Raw genomic sequence first — 14,756 nt, 5'->3', positions numbered from 1 at the left:
TCGCCCTCCCCCTGCGTTCCCTAACTCAATCCCGGTCGCGGGCCGCCGCCACACCGGGCACCGCCTCAGGGGTCGCCAGCACACCCTGTGCCGCACCGCCCGGGCCCGCCCCATCGGCTGATACAGCGCCGTGCACCGCCACATCGCCGGCCGCAGCCTTGGACGCCGATCCACCCGCCGCGGCCCCGGGCACCGCCGCTCCCGGCACCCCGCCCCTAGCCGCCGCTTTACCGTCCCGGCCGAACCCATCCACCGCAGGCTGTCCGGCCGGCACCGCAGCCGCCCACGGCGAGGTGAACCGCCCGCGGCCCACGCCCCGGTAGCGAAAGCCCAGGGCCGCCATGCGCTCCGGGTCGAGGGCGTTGCGCCCGTCGAACACCAGCCGCGGCTCCGCCATCCGCCGGGCCGCCTCTTCCCAATCCAGCCGCACGAACTCATCCCATTCCGTGGCCAGCACCACGGCCTGGGCGCCCTCCAGGGCTTCCAGAGCCGACGGGGTGAGATGCACGGCGGCCGGCAGCAGGGGCCGGGCCCGTTCCACCGCCTGGGGGTCGGCCGCCCGCACCTCCGCTCCTTCCTCCACCAGCAAGGGGATCAGGTCCAGCGCCGGGGCCTCCCGGACGTCGTCGGTCCTGGGCTTGAAGGCCAGGCCCAGCACGGTCACCCTCACGCCCGCCAGCGACCCGAAGGCCTCCCGCAGGGCATAAAGGGGCAGCAGCCGCTGCCGCGCGTTCACCGCGATCACCGCCCGCAACAGCTCGAAGGGGTAGTCGTAGACCCGGGCCAGGTGGTCCAGGGCCGCCACGTCCTTGGGGAAGCAGGAGCCACCGTAGCCGAGACCGGCGCGGAGGAACTGGCTCCCGATGCGCGGGTCGAGCCCGATGCCCCGGGCCACCTCCTCCACGTCGGCGCCCACCCGGTCGCACATGTTGGCCAGCTCGTTGATGAAGGAAATCTTCGTAGCCAGGAAGGCGTTGGCCCCGTACTTGACCATCTCGGCGGTGGTGATGTCGGTGGCCAGCACCGGCGCCCCGTAGTCCTCATACAGGGCACGGACCCGCGCCGCGGCCTCCGCCGACTCGCTGCCGATGACGATCCGGTCCGGGTGGAACCAGTCGTGGACCGCGCTACCCTCCCGCAGGAACTCGGGGTTGGAGACGTAAGCCAGGCCCGCCGGCTCCAGGAAGCGCCGGCTCAGGCGCCGCCCCGTGCCCGGGGGCACGGTGCTCTTCATGACCACGATGGGCCTTGTCGAAACGGCCGCCGCACCCGGCCCACCCGCCACCGCCCCTCCGTCGGACGAACCGGCCCGCTCGACCACCCACGCCATCGCCGCCTCCACCTGGGAGAGATCAGCGGCGCCGGTGGGGCGCGACGGCGTGCCCACCGCCACCAGGACCAGGTCGCCCAGCTGGCCGGACTCCACCTCCGAGGCCAGCGCAAAGCGCAGCCGGCCGCTGCTCACGCCTTCCCGGACCAGGTTGTCCAAGCCGGGCTCGTGAAAGGGCACCTCGCCCTGGCGAAAGCGATTCACCTTGCCGGGGTCCACATCGACGCCGAGCACGTGATGGCCGTCCCGGGCCAGCGCCGCCGCGGCCACCGCGCCCACATAGCCCAAGCCCAATACCGTGATGTGCACGAACATCTCGCCCCCCGAACCGTCGCGATGGAAGCACCGGTGCCGGACCCTGCCGGCCACCGACGGGCCCCCGGAACGACGCCGTATGCCACCGTGAGCACGTCGCAAGCCTACCCGCGGCGGGACACCAGCGGCGTCGACAAAGAAACGGGTCATGCGGGCCACATACCCGGTGGGAAGGAATAGGATGAATTAAGCTAACAATCCCGCCAGAACAGCCAAGCCCCATGGCGTTTCCATGATACCATACGGGTCCTGTCGTACCCTGACAGATCACGTCACAGCAGGAACCCCAGCGAGCACGCGAAGTGCTCCAAGAAGCGGAAAGGGGCGCGGGCTGTCTCTTCAGGGACCGGCGCCCTTCTTACCGAATATAACGACCCAGGTCGCGATAGAAGTTCTCGTGCTGTCCGAAGGCCAGCAGCTGGATCACGCGCCGGTTCTCGTCGATGCGGTAGGCAATCAGCCACTGGTCATTTTGGGCCTTGAACTTCTCCACATAGACATCGCGCAACACACCGCGCTTGCGATCCCCCCGGAGCGGGTCGGCGGCAATCTTGCGGATCTCGGCGTCCAGCGCGCGCTTGAGGGCCGGCGGAAGGCGCTTGGCGTCGCGGTTGAGCCGCGGCGCCGCTTCAACCTCGTACGGGTTCATGGTCGTCCTCGAAGACGTACGGCTCGGCCAAACCGGCTTCCAGCTCCGCCTTGGCTTCGAGAATGGCCTCGATCATGGCAAAGGAAAGATCGGGATTGTCTTCGGCCACCAGGGCGATCTCCAAGTACCGCCGCACCTGGTCGGACAACTGACGGTGCTGCCCCCTGGCCCGGGCCTCCAAGAGCCGCTTGAGCTCGTCGGGGATGCGCACGGACAGCGTCTGCATGCCGGCTCCCTCCCGGAGTTGTGTGCGGTGTGTGACGCTATCGTATAGAGTGTACGGCGACGCGTCAACCATGGTGTACGCAATCGAGTCAACCAGGTCGACGGACTCACGCGCCGCTCGGCGCCACCCGCGCGGCCGGGCGCTGGTCGCACCCGACCGCTGGGGCGTGCGACGGAACCGGCCGGGAACCTCCCGTTGCCTGGCCGGCGCGCGCGGCCAGCCCGCACCGCCCCACCGGGCAGGCCCTTGACTCGCCCCCGTGACAATCTCAAGTTTGAGCCAGAGATCAATCTAGAGGTGAACCCGATGTTCAAGCTGATGACGGTCGAGGAGGCACGGCGCGAGCTGGGCCGTCTCCTGGAGGAGGTCCGGCGCACAGGTGAGCCCGTCCTCCTCACGTGCCGTGGCACGGGCGAGGCCGTCCTGCTCTCCGCCGAGGAATTCCAGCGACTCAAGAACATTGAAGAGGCCTATGCCCGGCTCGCCTTCGAGCGCGCTCTCGACGCCATCGGCAACGCGGTGGCGGCCGCCCGGTTGTCCCCCGACGTCATCGAGGAAGCGGTACGGGCCGCGCGCGACGGGCGTGACGCGCGGTGAGGGTGGTCCTCGATACCAACACCCCGGAGGGTGACCGGCGGGCGTTGCGGGAGGTGACAGGTTCCGCCGGTTGCTAGGCTCCAGCGCCGTCAGCGGCCAGTTCCCGGCAGGCCCGGTCCAGTTCCGCTTCGGCCCGCTGCAGGGCGGCCCGCCTTTCCTCCACCCAGGCGCGGGGGGACGCCTGCACCTGCCCCCGGGCCGCCAGCATCCGGCGCACCTCCTCGGGCGCCGGGCCGCCGGTGACCCGCCGGACCCGCACGAAGACCCCGGGATCCAGGGCCTCCTTGACGGTTTCCTCCTCGATGGGCAACGGGGCTTCTAGCACCTCCGCGCCGGGGGATAGCGGAGCCATCACAACGTAGTCTAGAACCTACCGGAAATCCATGCGACCTCTGCGGTAGCTACGCCTCCCGCTGCAGCACCCCACCCCCATCCCGGGGTTCGGACCGCTGCTGCTCCGCATAGGCCCGGCACAGGAGGTCCACCGCCGCCCCCAGCAACAACTCGCCGGCACCGGGTCCCATTCGGGACACCAGGCCCTCGTAGGTACCGGCCGTACTGAGGCGGCGGTTCAGAATATAGCCGGCATAACCGTTGGCATACCCCGCGATGAAGGTATGTTGGAATGGACTTGCAGCTCGAATAGCATCCCCCAACCGGTGATCCACCTCGGCAGGGATGGCGATCCAGGCAAGATCGCTTGCGGCCAACACTTGAAGGGGCAGCCGGACCCGGGACACGGGCGCCAGCCACAGACGCCGCGCCATCAGCCCTTCCAGGCGAGCGCGTAACAGTCGCAAGCGGTGCGAGTCCCCACCCGACCGGCTTGCTTCCTCGAGCTCCTCCCGCACCCGGGCGATCTCCCGTTCCATGTCCGGGTCATCCCCGGCTGGTGCCCCCCCACCTCGGGCGGGCGAACCTGCACCCGCGCCGGTTCTTCCCAGAACCTGGGCAGCCGCATCCCCGCCCGTGGGCCCCGGGAGGTCCACCTGGAGTTCCCATGCCCCGATGGCACCGGACGCCACTGCCTCCTCCGCGTCCTCGAACCGCGCCGCCAGCACCGCCGGCAGCACCTGGGCGGCCAAAAGCGTGCCCAGCCTGCGGGCCTCAGCTGGTGTCTGGGTGCGGCGCGTGAAACGGGTGCTGACGTCGGCCGCCGCCCCGTTGACGAACAAGACCGCAGGCCGGCCCAGCCCCGCTTCCGCCAACGCGGCCGCCAGGGCCCGCCGCATAGGCCCCACGAAGTCCGTAGCCATCAGGCGGTTGTCAGGTCCCAGCACGGTGGGGTGGCAGGCATAATGGACGACCACCGCGAGTAACGTGCCGTCACGACCCCAGAGAAGCAAAAGGGATGCGTCCCCTTCTGAAGGCTCTGCCGGATCGTTCCGGCCCGCGCCCACACCCCGCACCGTGGCGTGGCATACCTGCCACCGGCACGGCCTGGCGCCGTGCCGGGCATCGCCCACCGCCTCCACCACCTGACCGGTCACCAGGTCCCGCAGCGGTGACCGCAGCGCCTCCGGATCCCAAAGGGAGACAAAGCCCGACGGCCCGGAGTGGGTATGGGACGCCGCCACCAGAACGTGGTGCCCCGGCACCCCGAACCGCCCCGCGATGGCCGCCCGCAGTTGCGCGGTGAAGGGCTCGTCCACCCCCACCAGGTCCAGAGTGACCAGCACCGCCTGTCGCTGACCGTCGTCCAGCCAGAGTGCCTGCGCCCACAGGTCGTCAAGGACCCCGGTGGAAGGCCCGTCCCGCAGGATATAACCGTCCATGGCCCAGGACCCGTGGGGCGTGATGACCCGGCTTGCCACGCCGGCCCACATCCCCGCCGCCTCCCTTCCTATTACCACCCGCGAATGCGGTCCCAGTACCGGGCCAGCACCGCCTCGTTGTAGTCGCGGCCCTCGTCCCGGTTCCCCGACATCAACACGGGCGGGGTGACACCCAGACGCAGCGGGTGCTCGACCGCCTGCACCAGTAGGCAGTGAACGATGAACATCCCCGCGATCCCTGACACGGGCCCCACCGGCACCGGGAGCCCCGGCACGTTCAAAATGGCGTCGCCAAAGGGGGCGCCGTTGTCAAGGACTAGGTCGGCCACCTCGAACAGCCGCTTGCCGGAGCGGTGTCGGGACGGCACCGCGGCGGAGAAGGCCTTCGACGTGACGGCCACGACCGGGATGCCCCGCTCCTTGGCCTCCATGGCCACCTCCACGGGCGCCGCATTGCGCCCGGAATTACTGATCACCAGGAGGACGTCCTCGGGTCCCATCCGCCGGTGCTCCACGATGATCCGGCCCCAGCCCTCAAGGCGCTCCGCCACCTCCGACTTGGTCACGTCAACCTGGCCGGTGAGGCTCGGCTCCAGGATGGCGTCCACCGGGGCCAGAACGCCGGCGCGGTAGAACACTTCCTCGGCAATCAAATGGGAATGGCCCGTGCCGAAGATGCGGACAATTCCGCCCGACGCGATGGACCGTGCAATCATCGCCGCGGCCTGGTCGATGAGGGGCAGTTGCTCGTCACGAAGCCGGTGAAGCAATTCCAGCACGCCGTCGGCAAAACGGTCGGCCAGCAAGGGGATGCCCTCCTCGTCCCTGATCTCAAGCTCCACCGCAGTTCGGATGCATCAACCGGGAACCAGCCCCGCGTCACGCAGGAGCGCCATGAAGTCCGCTGGCCGGTCCGCCGGCATCATCTGGCTGACCAGCCGCACCCCCCTGCCCGCCAGGGCCGCGAAAATTGCCGCTTGCTCCGGCGTGACATAAACGGATCGGGTCACGGCCTTGGCGCCCACCACGAAGGCCATGTTCCCGATGTTGACCTCCCGAATATCGAGCCCGCGGTCCACCAGAGCTAGCACGTCACCGGGCCCCTTACATAGGAGGAACAGACCCTCGCCGGGATGAGCCTTTGCGTAGGCTACCGTGGCGGCGGCGTCCAAGATTTCCACCTTGAGGCCGGGCGGCGCCACCGCCTTCAGAATGGCGACCTGGAATTCATCCCGAGCCACCTCGTCGCTGCTGACGATGAGCGTCTTGGCGCCGATATGCTTGGACCAAGCCACGGCCACCTGGCCATGGATTAGACGGTTATCGATCCGGACGTGTAACACCGGCATTTGATGTCACCACGCTCACCCGCCGAAGATTGGCCGCATGTCACGTACGCCGTCCCGCCCCGCCTCGGCGGCCCGGCGGGCCAGTTCGGCCGCATCAGCCACACCCTGCAGGCGCGCCATGAGCACCTCAAGAAGCATGGGTAGGTTGAGGCCTGCCACCACCTGCACCCCCCGGCTGCCGCCCATGAGCACCCGTGCTGCGGCATTGGCCGGACTTCCTCCAAAGAGGTCGGCTAGGACTAGAACCCCACGCTCGGCACCGGCGACCAGGGACTCCAGGCGGCCGGCCAGGACCTCCGGGCTGTCGCCCGGCTCCAGGCCCAGGGCGTGGACCTGCTCCTGCGGGCCCAGGATCAGTTCCGCCGCAGCCAGCATGCCCTGCGGCAGGCTGCCGTGTCCCACAAGAATCACCGTCATGCTAAAGCACCCGCCTGAGGCGGCCGCGGTACCGCTGCAGCACCGCCTCATTGGACGTCCCGTCCAGGTTGACGGACTGCAGGAGGGGCGGCACCTGGCCGCGCCGTTGCAGTTCCTCTGCCGCCGCCACCACCACGGCGTTGAGCAGGGCCGCGCCGACCACCGTCGACGCCGGGCCGGCGGCACCACCCCCCGGCAGCGGCACCAGGGCGTCGCCGGGGACCCCCATGGTGTCCAGGACGATGTCGGCCACCTCGCACAGCCGCCGACCCGACCGGTGTCGGGACGGCTGGCCCAGGCTGTACTCCACCGCCGTGACCGCGATGACCGTAAGCCCCAGCTCTTTGGCCCGCAGGGCCACTTCCACGGGGGCGGGATTGCGGCCGGAGTTGCTGATCACGATCATGGCCTCGCCGGGGCGGAACTCGTAGTCTTCCAGAAGGGACAGGGCGTAGCCCTCGACCCGTTCCGCCCGGCCGAAGCCCGGGTCCCAGATGGCCTGAATAGGCACCAGGCCCCCCGCCCGCATGTGCAATTCTGCCGCCAGCAGCTGTGAGTGGCCCGAGCCGAAGACGTAGACCAGCCCGTCCTGTTCGATCACGCTGGCTACCACCGCTGCAGCCCGACCGATGGCCTCTTCATTGCGGCGGGCAACCTGCGCCAGAAGCTGTAGAATGGTGTCGAGATACTTGGACATGCCTAACCTCCCCAAGCGGGGACGGGGCGCCCCCCGCCCCCGCGCCGTCCTTCATACACCGCTCCTGCCGGTCCCACCGGCCTGGCTCGGCGGCCTTCACACAGCAGCCTTCGAGCCCGCCTCCAGCCAGGCACTTCGTGCGGCGGCCGTGAGGCCGCCTACTTTCAAGCCAGCCAGCCCAGGGCCCCGAACACCAGGCCCAGGACAAAGAGAACGGCCAACACCGCTTGTGGGCTCCAGCCCCGCTTCTTCAACAGGTAGTAGGCCAGGCCGGTCAGGAGGATGGGGATCAGCCCCGGCAGCAAGCTGTCCAGCTGCTCCTGGAGCTTGACCGTCTGCGTGACCGTCTGGCCCTCCACGGTGACCGTCTGCTGGTAGGTCAGGGGTGTAGTCGCCGAGATCACCGAGGGGATGAACCCGCCCAGCACCACGAGGCTGGACTTGCCCCGGTTTAGTGGACACCCCGATACTTGGGGCGTAAGCCCCGGAAAGGGTGATCCCCATGCCGGCTACCAAGCCGCCGTATCCTCCCGAGTTCCGGGCCGAAGCCGTCCGCCTCGTCCGGGAGAGTGGGAAGAAGCTCCAGCAGATTGCCGCCGACCTCGGCGTCTCGGAGGCCAGCCTGCGGAAGTGGGTTCGGCAAGCCGGGATCGACGCGGGGCAGCGCCCCGGGTTGACGACCGCCGAACGGGAGGAACTCAACCGGCTGCGGCGGGAGAACCGGATCCTGCGGGAGGAGCGTGAAATCCTAAAAAAAGCCGCAGCCTTTTTTGCCCAGGAGAGCCGACGGAACCGGTGACCGTGTTTCGGTTCATCGAGCAGGAGAAGGCCCACCATCCGGTGGCCACGCTGTGCCGTGTCCTGGGCGTCTCGACGAGTGGCTATTACGCATGGCGGCAACGGGTGCCTCCAGACGGTCCCAGGAGGACGCGGATTTGAGCCAGCGGATCCGGCTCATCCATGCTGGCAGCCGGGGCACGTATGGCGCGCCCCGCATCCATGCAGAGCTGCGGTTGACGCATGGGGTCCGCTGTGGTCGGAAGCGGGTCGCCCGGCTGATGCGGGCTATGGGGCTGGCCGGCGTGCACCGGCGCCGGACCCGGGGATCACTCCGGGATCCCCGCCGCCCCGTCTACCCTGATCGGCTGGGTCGGCAGTTTGTGCCCGATGCCCCCAACCGGGTGTGGGTGGCGGACCTCACGCAGCATCGCACGGAGGAAGGCTGGCTGTACCTGGCCACGGTGGTGGATGCCTTCTCCCGCGCCGTGGTGGGCTGGGCCATGGGGGACCGGCCCGTGGCGGAGTTGGTGGTCGACGCCGTCACCATGGCGGTACGGCGTCGCCGGCCGGGGCCCGGTCTGATCCACCACTCGGACCATGGCGTGCAATACACCTCGCTGGCATTCACCCGCCGCTTGGAGGTCCTGGGCATCGCCGGATCAATGGGTTCCGTGGGCGATGCGCTGGACAACGCGATGGCGGAGAGTTTCTACGCGACCCTGCAACGGGAGCTCCTCGACCGCCAAGCCTGGGCCACACGGGATCAACTGCGCATGGCGATCTTCGAGTACGTCGAAGGGTTCTACAACCGGCGGCGGCGTCACTCGGCACTTGGTTACCTCTCGCCCTACGAGTACGAGGAGCGTTGGATCCAGGAGCGAAAGGCTCAGCCACAGGAAGGGGTTGTCGCGTAAGCCTCAACCTGTCCACGAAACCGGGTCAACTTCAGGCCGAGAATCATGGCGGCGTCGGTTAGCCGCGTAAGCATGCCGCGGGCTAAGGACACGGCCAGATTCCGGCCCTGGGTATAGGCCCACCAGAACTGCCACCAACGGGCCAGCGTGTACGGGATTGCCACGAGGACGATCACCAGCAGGGGACCGGCCACGTTGCCCTGCAACGCCAGGGAGGCACCGATGGTGAACAGGATGCTGTTGTACAGGGCCCAGACCAGGGTGTCGCCGACGCCGGCCAGCGGGCCCATGAGGCTGACTTTGACGCCTTCCGCCGAGGAGGGGCTCCCCGCCTCCTCCATGCCAATGGCAGAGCCCAGGATGGCGGGCCCACCCACGATGGGGTTGGTGTTGAAGAAGCTCAGGTGGCGTTTGAGGGCCTGGGCCAGGTCGTCCCGGTTGGGGTAGAGTCGCTTGAGGACCGGCACCATGGAGTAACAGAAGCCCAGGGCCTGCATGCGCTCGTAGTTCCAGGACACCTGGAAGCCGAGCAGGTAACGGATGAAGGCGGACACTAGGTCGCGGCGGCTCAACTTGCGCTCAGACACCGGAAGACGCCTCCTCGTCCCCGTACTTTAGGCGGGTGTAGACGATGGTCAGGGCCAGGGCAAAGATGGCGATCCCCAGAAGGCTGACCTTCATGTAGGCGAAGAGGACGAAGCCGAACAGCATGAAGTACCAGTAGCGCTCCACAGGCATGATCTTCAACAGCATGGCGAAGCCCAGAGCCGGCAACACGTGCCCGACCGTCGTCATCCCCTTCATGAACCACTCGGGAATGGAGTGGGAGAAGGCTTCCACGGCCGCAGGGCCCAGCCAGGCCGCCAGGAAGACCGGGATCATCCGCGTCAGGCACCAGGGCAGGAAGGCTGTCCAGTGAAGGAATCCCAGCTTCCGCAAGTTGGCCTCCTCCGCAGCCCGGTCGGCCGCATGGATCCAGAAGGTCGGCAGGAAGCGCCCCAGCACGTCGAGCTGCGTCATCAGAAGGGCCGCGGGAATGCCCACCGTCAGGCCGAAGGCTACCCCCTGGTCGCTGGCGGCCGCTAGAGCCGTACCCAGGATGGCGCCTGTCTGGTAGTCTGGAATTGTCGCACCGCCGTAGGTATAGACCCCCAGGGCCATCAGTTCCATGGTGGCGCCGATGGCCATGCCCAGGGTGACGTCACCCATGATCAGTCCAGCACCGAACCCGGCGATCAGCGGGCGGAAACCGAGCAACACGCTGGGCCCGAGGATGTCGTAAATGCAGAGACCCGTCCACAGCGTGAGGGCCAGCACCTGCCAGAGCTCCACCGCCCTATCCCCCCGTTCAAGCTGTGTTCGAAGCGACCGTATCGGTCGACCCGGCCCCGAGCCGGGCGCCCGGCGCCGCCAGCGTCACGTCGCTACCCTCCTTTCGTGGATTTGGCGGCCGCAGGCACTGGAGGGATTCCACACCGAATGGAATAATCCTTCAAGTAGCGGTGCTTCGATGAAAAATTACTTCGTACATGAGGGAGGAAGGACGGCCTTGTCCCAGGACGCCATGCCCGGAACGCCCCAAGGCGCGTCGGTTCTCGGAGCCATCACGACCGCGCGTGACAAGCTCACCGCCAGCGAGCGGAAGGTCGCTGACTTCATCCTTAGCAACCCGGGCGAGGCGGTGTACCTTTCCGTGACGGAACTGGCCGACCGCTGCGGGACCAGCGAGGCCAGCGTGGTGCGCTTCTGCCGCAAGGCGGGCTTCCAGGGCTTTCAGCACCTGAAGATCGCCCTGGCGTGGAGCCTGGTGCCGCCGGCCGCCGGTGCGGGCGAGGGTTCTGCCGCAGGGCTGGGGGAGCTGGCCGCTGTTTCTGTGCTGCACGACCAGACCGTTCAAGCGCTGGCCGATACCCGTGGCGTGCTGCCGCCAGCCGTCCTAAGGAAGGCGGCCCAGGCACTGGCCCGGGCCCGCCGGATCGACGTGTACGGGGTCGGCACGTCGGGAATGGTGGCCCGCATCGCCGCCTATAAGCTGATACGCCACGGAAAGCCGGCCTTTGCCCATGGCGACCCCCACATGCAGGCCATCTCCGCCGCCGTTCTGGGCCCAACGGACGTGGCCCTGGCCATCTCCTTCTCGGGCAGCACCCAGGACACCCTTCACTCCCTGGAACTGGCGAAGCGGTCGGGTGCCACGACCATCAGCATCACCAACTACCCGCGCTCCCCCATCCGCAGGGTATCAGACATCTTGATCCCCATCGCCGTGCGGGAGAATCCTCTCCAAAGCGGTGCCCTCCCGGTGTTGGCCGCCCAGCTTTACGCTGTTGAGGTGCTGGTGGCCACCACGGTGGAGGAAATGGGCGATGCCGCCCACCAGGCCTTGCAGCGGACCAGCGAGGCGGTCATGGAGAAGAAGCCGTAACCGGCCCCCTACTCCGGGATCACCGGCAGGATCAAATGCGACGGCCACGCCGGCGTGTGCCAGACCCGGTTCTCCGCCACCACCATGCGCGTGGAGGTGGCCAGGGGCTCGCCGGTGTTCAGGTTGCGGTCGTACTTGGGGAAGGCGCTGGAGGCGATCTCGAGGCGAATCCGGTGCCCCGCCTTGAACACCTGGGCGGTGTTCCAGAGGTCGATCTCGAAGCGGTACACCTGGCCCGGCTCCATCAGGACCTCCTTGTGCATTCCCTCCCGGAACCGGGCCCGTACCATGCCGTCGCAGAGCCGCTGGCAGAAGCCGTTGGGGTGCACGTCCACCAGCTTGGCCATGAAGTCGGTGTCCACCGCCGACGACGAGGCGTACAGCACCAGCTTCACCGGCCCCGTGACCTCCACGTCCCGCTCCAGGGGCGGTGTCGAGTAGACCAGCACGTCGCCCCGGGTCTCAATGGCGGCGTAGTCGTCGGGGCCGCCGATCTGGCTGGACAGGGGATCGGTGATGAAGGGCACCGGCCGGGCCGGGTCATAGAGGTAGACGTCCGGCGGCTCGTCGGTGGCCGGCGGCTCGGTGGAGAGCACCCCGTCGCCGAAGCGGCTGTAGGCCCGCCCGCCGCTGTGCAGGTAGAACTTCGTCCACCGCGTCCGGGCCAGGGGCCACTCGTGCTCGTCCCGCCAGCGGTTCGCCCCCATGATGAACAGGCGCACCGGCGGCTCGTCGCCGATGCCGTTGTCGATGCCCTTGAGCCAGTAGTCCAGCCAGCGGACCTCGTACCCGTCCAGGTCGATGACGGCCTCGGGGCCGAAGTCCACCTCGCCCAGCTTGCGGCTCTCGTTCACCCGGTGCCCCCAGGGCCCCATGATCAGCTTCTGGCCCCGCCGGGCCCGCTCGCTGGGGGCGTGCCGCACCATGCCGGCGAAGTTCAGGGGCGTGCCGATCTGCTCGTCGTCGTACCAACCCGAGACGTGCAGCACCGGCAGGTCGATCTCGTGGAACCGGTGCTGGTAGCGCAGGGGCTCCCACCAGTCGTCCAGGGTGGGGTGGGCGCAGTCCTCCCGCCAGTGCCGGCTCACGAACCCCGCCGCCTCGTCCATGGTCAGCAGCGGCAGGTGCTCGTAGACCTTCATCCAGTCGACGTCCTTCACGTACTGAAGGACCCGCCCGTCGGTCATCCGGTTCCAGCAGACGTGCATGGGCCCCGGTGTGCCCGTGGGCCACTCCACATAGGGGTCCGACGGCGTCACGTGGACGATCATGGCCTTGAGGTGGGGCGGCTTCTCCAGGGCGGTCAGCCACTGGATGCGCCCGAGATAGGAGCCGCCCCAGGTGGCCACGTCCCCGGTCGACCAGGGCTGCCGGGCCAGCCACTCGATGGCGTCGTAGCCGTCCCGGGCGTCGTTGCGGTAGGGGACGAACTCCCCCTCCGAGTCCCCCCGCCCCCGCACGTCCATCCAGACGAAGACGTAGCCGTGCTTCGCGAAGAAATTCCCATATTGCCAGGCCCGCTGCGAATTCTTGTTGTAGGGCGTCCGGGCCAGCACCACGGGGAAGCGGCCCGGGGCGTCGGGCCGGTAGATGTCCGCAGAAAGGGTAATCCCGTCCCGCATGGGGACGCGGACGTTGAACTGGTGGCGGACGTTATAAACCCCCGCCGCCGAACCCCGATCAACAGGGGCAGGGGTGTCGCCGAGCCAGGCCAAGAAAGACCCTCCTTTCCGGGGCGGCCCCGCAGGTCCCGAGCACTACGGGACCGGGGCCCCAAGACCGGTGGGACTTGCGTCGCAATTTATGCACGAAAGCCGCCCCGTCTGCAGGAAACCAGGACGTGACCCCGAAATGACGGGTTTCGACACGCATTCGACAACCAGCAGGAGGAAACCGGATTGACCAGGTTCTGGCGTGTCCTTATGAAGGCCCTTCGCCAGCGCCGCGTCGACCGGCCCACGCCGGAAGACGTTCTCTCAAATTCGGAGAAAGCCCTGCTGCGGGAAACGCTGCTGGTGGCGGCGGGGGTCATGCTGGTGGGTCTCATGCTTAGCGTGTGGTGGCTACTTGAGGGAAGCACACGCCCATAAACATCCAATTCGTATAGGGGCCCCGTTGGGTCCCTTTGATCAACGCACCGCTGCGAAACATGCTAACTCGGTGTGACGCACCGCCACCAAAAGTAACGCCTCCCAAAGCCCTCGCTCCACACTAGCCGCTGCTTATTCCGCTCCCCCGGCTAACGCCGCCGGTAGTACCGGGCATAATAACCCATCTGTTTGAGCGGCACGTCGTTCAGGACGGCCCCCAGAATCCGGGCACCGACCTTCTCCAGGGCCTCCTTGGCCTTCTGAGACTGCACATAATCCGAGTTCTGGGCGCTGACCACCAGAATCACGCCGTCCACCTGCGGTGCGAGCACCAGAGGGTCTGCGACCATTACCGGCGGCGGAGTATCGTAAATCACCACGTCATAGTCATTGGTGAGCCCCGTAAAGAGCTCCTGGGCGCGGCGCGACCCGAGCAACTCCGCCGGATTGGGCGGCGTTGGGCCAGCCGGCAGAACCCATAGGTTCTTGGCACGCGGTACGGACTGGAGCGCCTCGTTCAGGGTACAGGAGCCAGCGAGGACCGCAGAGAGACCATACACATTCGGAAGCCCGAACAACGACGACTGCACAGGGCGCCGTAGGTCGGCATCGACCAGGACAGTAGTCTTCCCTGCGCTGGCGAAACTTACGGCCAAATTCGCAGCTGTCAGGGACTTGCCCTCCCCAGGAAGACCACTGGTGATCATGATGCTACGCAGGGGGTTGTCCACCGCTAGGAACTGCAGATTGGTCCGCACGAGGCGGTAGGCCTCGACTGACGGAGAATACCCCTGAAGCCCTGCGAGGACGCCTGAGTCGGTCCCTCTCTGGGGTGGACGCAACTCTCGGGAGCGCCTGCCCTGGCAACGGCCCCCATCGATCCTGGGTCCCGCTTCCCGCGTCTGAGACAAGGTGGCGCCTCCTTTCTAATCCTCAATATGGGGGATGACGCCCAGGACCGGCAACTGTAGCCGCCGCTCCACAGTGCGCTCATCGCGGACACGGCGATCAAACGCCTCCAAGGCAAAGGCGACCCCCGTGCCCACCATCAATCCGAGAAGTGTAGCGAGAATCAACTCCATTCCCACCCGTGGACTCACGGGTCCAGACGGAGGGACTGCCGGATCAAGTAGCACCAGCCGGTCCTCCTGCATAACTTCAGCAGCCACATGCGTCATCACTTTTGCCGCAT

General features: G+C 67.7%; 16 protein-coding genes and 1 pseudogene. 3 read left to right on the top strand and 14 right to left on the bottom strand.

The genetic code is table 11. From position 1 onward, the window contains the following. Positions 1-25 precede the first annotated feature (25 nt). From DYI95_RS03565 to DYI95_RS03555, 3 genes are all read right to left on the bottom strand, one after another. Positions 26-1,699 (bottom strand): UDP-glucose/GDP-mannose dehydrogenase family protein, encoded by a 1,674-nt coding sequence (locus tag DYI95_RS03565; protein ID WP_243149847.1) that lies wholly within the window; start codon positions 1,697-1,699, stop codon positions 26-28. Positions 1,700-2,003: 304 nt separating this feature from the next. Beyond that, entirely contained in the window at positions 2,004-2,294 is a 291-nt protein-coding gene (locus DYI95_RS03560) for a type II toxin-antitoxin system RelE/ParE family toxin (RefSeq protein WP_116900783.1), read from the bottom strand. Further along, positions 2,275-2,520 carry a hypothetical protein gene (locus DYI95_RS03555; RefSeq protein WP_116900784.1) on the bottom strand — a complete coding sequence of 82 codons (246 nt, stop codon included), beginning with the start codon at positions 2,518-2,520 and terminating at the stop codon, positions 2,275-2,277. The genes DYI95_RS03560 and DYI95_RS03555 overlap by 20 nt, the downstream gene beginning before the upstream one ends. A 246-nt stretch (positions 2,521-2,766) precedes the next feature. Between DYI95_RS03555 and DYI95_RS03550 the strand changes: the two genes are divergently transcribed. After that, a complete protein-coding gene (locus DYI95_RS03550; protein ID WP_147308110.1) occupies positions 2,767-3,117 on the top strand; it encodes a type II toxin-antitoxin system Phd/YefM family antitoxin in 351 nt (116 codons plus the stop codon). 73 nt (positions 3,118-3,190) lie between these two features. Here the strand turns inward: DYI95_RS03550 and DYI95_RS03545 are convergent, their stop codons facing one another. From DYI95_RS03545 to DYI95_RS03515, 7 genes are all read right to left on the bottom strand, one after another. After that, the gene (locus DYI95_RS03545) at positions 3,191-3,427 is read right to left on the bottom strand and encodes a hypothetical protein (protein WP_203530700.1); all 237 of its coding nucleotides are present in this window, start codon (positions 3,425-3,427) and stop codon (positions 3,191-3,193) included. A 91-nt stretch (positions 3,428-3,518) separates the two neighbouring features. After that, a complete protein-coding gene (locus DYI95_RS03540) occupies positions 3,519-4,943 on the bottom strand; it encodes a neutral/alkaline non-lysosomal ceramidase N-terminal domain-containing protein (protein WP_116900786.1) in 1,425 nt (474 codons plus the stop codon). A gap of 20 nt (positions 4,944-4,963) precedes the next feature. Further along, positions 4,964-5,698 (bottom strand): sugar isomerase domain-containing protein, encoded by a 735-nt coding sequence (locus tag DYI95_RS03535; RefSeq protein ID WP_158556050.1) that lies wholly within the window; start codon positions 5,696-5,698, stop codon positions 4,964-4,966. Between the two features lie 51 nt (positions 5,699-5,749). Then, on the bottom strand, positions 5,750-6,241 hold the full coding sequence (locus tag DYI95_RS03530) for a PTS sugar transporter subunit IIB (protein WP_116900788.1): 492 nt from the start codon (positions 6,239-6,241) through the stop codon (positions 5,750-5,752). 15 nt (positions 6,242-6,256) lie between these two features. Continuing rightward, positions 6,257-6,658: a PTS sugar transporter subunit IIA gene (locus DYI95_RS03525; RefSeq protein WP_203530697.1), complete on the bottom strand. Its 402-nt coding sequence runs from the start codon at positions 6,656-6,658 to the stop codon at positions 6,257-6,259. A gap of 1 nt (position 6,659) precedes the next feature. Beyond that, positions 6,660-7,355 carry a sugar isomerase domain-containing protein gene (locus tag DYI95_RS03520; RefSeq protein WP_116900790.1) on the bottom strand — a complete coding sequence of 232 codons (696 nt, stop codon included), beginning with the start codon at positions 7,353-7,355 and terminating at the stop codon, positions 6,660-6,662. 164 nt (positions 7,356-7,519) lie between these two features. Then, positions 7,520-7,786 carry a PTS system mannose/fructose/sorbose family transporter subunit IID gene (locus DYI95_RS03515; RefSeq protein ID WP_116900791.1) on the bottom strand — a complete coding sequence of 89 codons (267 nt, stop codon included), beginning with the start codon at positions 7,784-7,786 and terminating at the stop codon, positions 7,520-7,522. A gap of 71 nt (positions 7,787-7,857) precedes the next feature. Between DYI95_RS03515 and DYI95_RS03510 the strand changes: the two are divergent. After that, positions 7,858-9,049 (top strand): annotated as a pseudogene (locus DYI95_RS03510) (IS3 family transposase). Here DYI95_RS03510 and DYI95_RS03505 read toward each other — a convergent pair. After that, positions 9,022-9,636 (bottom strand): PTS system mannose/fructose/sorbose family transporter subunit IID, encoded by a 615-nt coding sequence (locus DYI95_RS03505; RefSeq protein WP_116900795.1) that lies wholly within the window; start codon positions 9,634-9,636, stop codon positions 9,022-9,024. The pseudogene DYI95_RS03510 and the gene DYI95_RS03505 sit on opposite strands and share 28 nt — an antisense overlap. Next, the gene (locus DYI95_RS03500; protein WP_158556051.1) at positions 9,629-10,381 is read right to left on the bottom strand and encodes a PTS sugar transporter subunit IIC; all 753 of its coding nucleotides are present in this window, start codon (positions 10,379-10,381) and stop codon (positions 9,629-9,631) included. The genes DYI95_RS03505 and DYI95_RS03500 overlap by 8 nt, the downstream gene beginning before the upstream one ends. A 217-nt stretch (positions 10,382-10,598) precedes the next feature. Between DYI95_RS03500 and DYI95_RS03495 the strand changes: the two genes are divergently transcribed. Continuing rightward, on the top strand, positions 10,599-11,474 hold the full coding sequence (locus tag DYI95_RS03495) for a MurR/RpiR family transcriptional regulator (RefSeq protein ID WP_158556052.1): 876 nt from the start codon (positions 10,599-10,601) through the stop codon (positions 11,472-11,474). A gap of 8 nt (positions 11,475-11,482) precedes the next feature. On the opposite strand, the gene DYI95_RS03490 is transcribed toward DYI95_RS03495, so the two are convergent. Both DYI95_RS03490 and DYI95_RS03485 read right to left on the bottom strand, forming a co-directional pair. Beyond that, positions 11,483-13,189, bottom strand: coding sequence for a CocE/NonD family hydrolase (locus DYI95_RS03490; RefSeq protein WP_116900797.1), 1,707 nt, complete (start codon positions 13,187-13,189; stop codon positions 11,483-11,485). A gap of 524 nt (positions 13,190-13,713) precedes the next feature. Continuing rightward, on the bottom strand, positions 13,714-14,406 hold the full coding sequence (locus DYI95_RS03485) for a CpsD/CapB family tyrosine-protein kinase (protein ID WP_256366269.1): 693 nt from the start codon (positions 14,404-14,406) through the stop codon (positions 13,714-13,716). Positions 14,407-14,756 lie beyond the last annotated feature (350 nt).

This window comes from Thermaerobacter sp. PB12/4term (assembly GCF_003403315.2).
Classification (GTDB): domain Bacteria; phylum Bacillota; class Sulfobacillia; order Thermaerobacterales; family Thermaerobacteraceae; genus Thermaerobacter.
The sequence above is the reverse complement of the archived record's forward strand: the minus strand, read 5'-3'. Positions and strand labels throughout refer to the sequence as shown.

Excerpts from the sequence above, each read along its gene's own strand:
- DYI95_RS03560 (WP_116900783.1), bottom strand. The coding sequence starts at position 2,294 with ATGAACCCGTACGAGGTTGAAGCGGCGCCGCGGCTCAACCGCGACGCC.
- DYI95_RS03555 (WP_116900784.1), bottom strand. The coding sequence starts at position 2,520 with ATGCAGACGCTGTCCGTGCGCATCCCCGACGAGCTCAAGCGGCTCTTG.
- DYI95_RS03540 (WP_116900786.1), bottom strand. The coding sequence starts at position 4,943 with ATGTGGGCCGGCGTGGCAAGCCGGGTCATCACGCCCCACGGGTCCTGG.
- DYI95_RS03530 (WP_116900788.1), bottom strand. The coding sequence starts at position 6,241 with ATGCCGGTGTTACACGTCCGGATCGATAACCGTCTAATCCATGGCCAG.
- DYI95_RS03525 (WP_203530697.1), bottom strand. The coding sequence starts at position 6,658 with ATGACGGTGATTCTTGTGGGACACGGCAGCCTGCCGCAGGGCATGCTG.
- DYI95_RS03520 (WP_116900790.1), bottom strand. The coding sequence starts at position 7,355 with ATGTCCAAGTATCTCGACACCATTCTACAGCTTCTGGCGCAGGTTGCC.